This is a genomic window from Nonomuraea sp. K271 (genome assembly GCF_009908215.1).
Taxonomy (GTDB): Bacteria; Actinomycetota; Actinomycetes; order Streptosporangiales; family Streptosporangiaceae; genus Nonomuraea; species Nonomuraea longispora.
The window spans coordinates 1-3,914 of the sequence record NZ_JAAAHR010000321.1 but is presented as its reverse complement, the minus strand read 5'-3'; the positions used below and the strand labels follow the sequence as shown (position 1 = coordinate 3,914).

Annotated in this window: 3 protein-coding genes; 2 read left to right on the top strand and 1 reads right to left on the bottom strand. The window is 66.5% G+C overall.

Annotation, left to right across the window (positions count from 1 at the left end):
• Both GUY59_RS46370 and GUY59_RS46365 read left to right on the top strand, forming a co-directional pair.
• Positions 1-1,122: tyrosine-type recombinase/integrase (locus tag GUY59_RS46370; RefSeq protein WP_161715113.1), on the top strand; the 1,122-nt coding region annotated here is incomplete at its 5' end.
• Positions 1,123-1,984: 862 nt separating this feature from the next.
• The gene (locus GUY59_RS46365; RefSeq protein ID WP_138208705.1) at positions 1,985-2,569 is read left to right on the top strand and encodes a hypothetical protein; all 585 of its coding nucleotides are present in this window, start codon (positions 1,985-1,987) and stop codon (positions 2,567-2,569) included.
• A gap of 375 nt (positions 2,570-2,944) precedes the next feature.
• Here GUY59_RS46365 and GUY59_RS46360 read toward each other — a convergent pair whose 3' ends face one another.
• Positions 2,945-3,637 carry a hypothetical protein gene (locus GUY59_RS46360; RefSeq protein WP_138208704.1) on the bottom strand — a complete coding sequence of 231 codons (693 nt, stop codon included), beginning with the start codon at positions 3,635-3,637 and terminating at the stop codon, positions 2,945-2,947.
• Positions 3,638-3,914: the final 277 nt, after the last annotated feature.

Genomic DNA, 3,914 nt, shown 5'->3' with positions numbered 1-3,914 from the left:
TCCCCCGCCTCCGCCGATGACCCACGCGACGATCTGGTCGCCCTGACCGGCTCGGGCGTCCTCATTCTGGACAGCCCGGCCACCGCCCAGGATGAGGACGACGGCGAGGACTTCGCCGAGCTGATCCCGCTCACCCGCCTGCCCGTCCAGCTGCCGCCCAAGGGGACCTCCCCGCCCGCCCGCGACGCGGCGAGCCTGGCGGAGCTGCTGCGCACCGCCCAGGCCGGACAGCAGGTACTGGCCGCCACCGCGGGCTGGCTGCTGTCGGAGCGCCGCTCCTCCCCCCGCACCCAGCAGGCCTACATCAAGGAGGCTTCCTGGTGGCTGTGGTGGATGCAGGCCCGCGGCCTCGACCTGACGGCCGTGCCCTATCTGGAGGCCGACCTGTTCGCCGCCGCCATGCGGCACGCCGGCTACGAGCCCGGCACCCGGCGCCGCCGCCTGTCGGCGCTGTCGAGCTGGTACCGCTACCTCATCCGTGCCGAGGCCGCCACGGTCAACCCGTTCGACGGGATGGAACTGCCCAAACGGCGCAGCAAGGCCACCCGGCATCTCACCGAGGCCCAGCTCGACGACCTCGTTGCCTACGCCGTCGAGCACGAGAGCGCGCGCACCGCCGCCGTCGTCGCCCTCCTCAAGGGCACCGCCTGCCGGATCTCGGAGCTGACTGGCGTCCAGGTGGACGCGCTCGGCCATGCCGGCGCCCAGCGCATCCTCACACTGCCGGCCAAAGGCGACCGTGACCACCGCGTCGTCATCGCCGCCACCACCGGCCAGTTGCTGGACGCCTACCTGGCCGAGCGCGGCACCGCGCCCGGGCCGCTGTTCGTCACCCGCACCGGGCTGCCGCTGCAGCGTTCCTACGTGCTGGCGCTCGTTCAGCGCCTGGCCGAGAAGGTCGGCATCCCCGACCCGCGCACGCTCAGCCTGCACTCCATCCGGCACAGCGTGGCCACCGCGCTGCTGCAGGCCGGCGAGCCCCTCGACGTCGTCCAGGCCCTGCTCGGCCACGCTGACCCCCGCACTACGCAGGCCTACCTGCACGTCGACCAGTTGGAGCGCAGTCCCGCCCACCGCGCCGACCACCGCCTGGCGATCGCTCTGGGCCGCGCTCCTCGATGAGAAAAGCCCTGCAGCACCCACCGCAGAGGAATATGCCTGACCATGCTTGCCACCCCACCGATGACCACCAGCCCGCCAGCATGCAGCACTTCGCGAGACACCTGCCATTCGGCGCGTCCTTACACATGACGAGCCTGCCCGAGGCGGCGGCGTGACCGGAACCTGCAGTTCATCGTCGCCACGTTCGACCAACTGGGTGTGCGTCCCGGTCCACAGGACTAGCGACGGATCAACGCGCTGGCCAGCATGGATCCGCAGTGCGTCCGCCTGGTGCTGGATCTGATGCGGAAGGCTACGAGGCAGGCCGAGCCGCGGCCGGTGAGGTTCAATGAGCCCTCCGCCTTCAGGGCGCACGCACACCACGTCCGGCACACCGCCAGGCGAGCTATCACCGAACGGCTCAACCGTGCTTCGCAGATGATCATCTTGTGGAACCGCCATCGCCACCCACCACGAAGGCTCTCCTCCTGCATGCCGGCGACGGTTGCACCCATCGTTATCTTGGGTTCTCGGCCTCTTCTTGCAGGTCAGAGCGGGATGATCTTTTCTTTCACGTGTGGCACGTTGGCTGATCTTCACACCATGTTGCCTCGAACGTGTGTCCCATTGCTAGCTAGCGTTCTTGAGCGAAGTAGCTGGTCACCAGCTTGAAGGTCGTTAAGCCATGTAAGAAAAGTAGGCTGGCTGCGGCGGCTGTCGCGCCGGTGGATCGGCGAGAGGTCCATCCAGTCTGGCTGATGCGCTTGACCGCTGGATGGACAGATCGCTTCTGGGTTGCTTGGGTGAAGGCGGAACATCCTGCGAGAGCGAAACCCGGAGCCGCGCGCTGGCGGCGGCTTGACACCTAGCCAAAGGAGACAGCATGGCCTCGGCCCTCAGCGGTGCGGACTCTGAGAATCTGGTCCGCTCTATCCACGAACACGGCAAGCTTCACATGGCCGAGGTCGCCGCGGGGCGCACGCCGCCGGCGAGGCATGTCCTCCCCAGTCGCATCTCGACAGCTAAGGTGACCGATCTTCCCGCCGAGGCCCGGGAAGCCCTCGACGCCTTCGCGGCGGACAACCTGGAGCTAGTCATCGAGAACATGGCCGTCGTGCCCCCTGCTGTGCAGCAGTGCCTCAATGGCGATTGGTCCCGCACTGACCTCGAACATCTACTCCGCAGACAGTTGGAGGATTACAAGCGCAGGTGGAACGACTTGTCCGATGCGTTAGTGGATAAGTTGTTCCAAATCCTGGACGCCTACTCCGACGACGACGACCTGGGGGACGCGTTGGTCGCGGCGTGGGACAAGGCCAGCGACTTCTTCGGTGACAGGGGCGCCGATGTGATCGACTTCTATCGGAAGATAATCACGAACGTCTCCGAACACGGCAACCAGGTGAGCAGCTTCTTCCAAGACCAGCAAAAGAAGATCCAGGACTGGCGGGCCAACAACCCCGGTTGATCAACACTGCTGGTGCGGCGCGCGCCCTGGCCCCATCGTTATCTTGGGTTCTCGGCCTCTTCTCGCAGGTCAGAGCGAGATGACCTTTTTTCACGTGTGGCACGTTGGCTGATCTTCACACCATGGGCGTACCTGACCTGCCCAACATGCCGTACGGACCCCAGATACTGTGCGTCAAGTAGCCGCCAACACTACTTGAAGTACTTGCTGTACGACTGGGAGTCACCAAAGATAACCGAACTTCTCGATCGACTTCCTTATGGCCGCCAGGGTCGTGCTCCTCGGGATTCCGGACGACCCGCACGATCTCGGGAAGGGGCATGTACTCGATACAGGCGCACCAAGGCCTCCAGGTCGTGCGTGCACCCGATTTGCTCAGCGTGCCTGCGTGGCCAGGGACCGGCGGACAGCTCGGATGCCCTCCCGCACCGTGGCCAGGCGATCTTTCTCCGCCCGGTACACGTCGAGCACCTGCTCGATCACCTCAGGCGAATCGAAAGCGCGTAGGTCCACGGCGGCTGTGCGATACCCCTGCTGCGTCGCCGCTTGATAGCGATCGACGTGAGTCGCCGCCATCCACGCCAGCACGCGCGGCATCGCGACGATGGCGGCGTGGGTCCGGTAGTCCGGCGGCAGGATGTCCAGCAGCCACGAGGTTGCCGACCGCACCCATTCTGGGTCGTCCGGCGGCAGCACCTGCGGCGGCCACCCGGGGGGCGCGCAACGGGCGAGGCCAGTTGCAGGAGCGGTGCCGCCGGTGCTGCCGGGCGTGGTACCGACGTCTTCGATCGCTGCGTCGATAGCGCTGTAGTCGGTGCCGCTCATGCGGCGGATACGAACTTCGGGGATCCATTCCGGGTCGTGATCGACGAGTCCGCCCTTGAAGCCGGTCGTGATCCCGACCCAGGAGACGTAGGCTTCGCGGGTGCCGTCCGGCAGGATGCGGAGCCGGTGCAGCAAGCCGGTTCCGTCCGGGAGGATCTTCACCGGTTGCGGTGCGGGCACCGCTGTCACTCCCACCACCTCCTGGCCGAAAGTCTGTTCGATCAGGGTAGCGCGGGGGCGCATGCAGGGGATGGCCGGGTCCGGGGCGATGGCCGACCATTTGCGCGATCTTGTCGCGAGACAGGTGAGGCGCTGAGATCGACTCCCAGCGCCTCGCCCCATGAGCGGCACTGGTCGCCATCAGGCCAGGCCGCGGTCGGCCACCATGGGGTACGGCCGGTCGGGTCGCCCCGGGCATCTCAGCCCGGGGCTCCCACAGAACCGTGCGTAACAATCTCTCGTTACACGGCTCTTGTCGTTCTGGTCACCAGACGATCGGGACCGTGTTCACCCAGATCCA

Bases quoted from the DNA above. Each gene is read 5' to 3' on its own strand.
- GUY59_RS46365 (WP_138208705.1), top strand. From the start codon at position 1,985: ATGGCCTCGGCCCTCAGCGGTGCGGACTCTGAGAATCTGGTCCGCTCT.
- GUY59_RS46360 (WP_138208704.1), bottom strand. From the start codon at position 3,637: ATGCGCCCCCGCGCTACCCTGATCGAACAGACTTTCGGCCAGGAGGTG.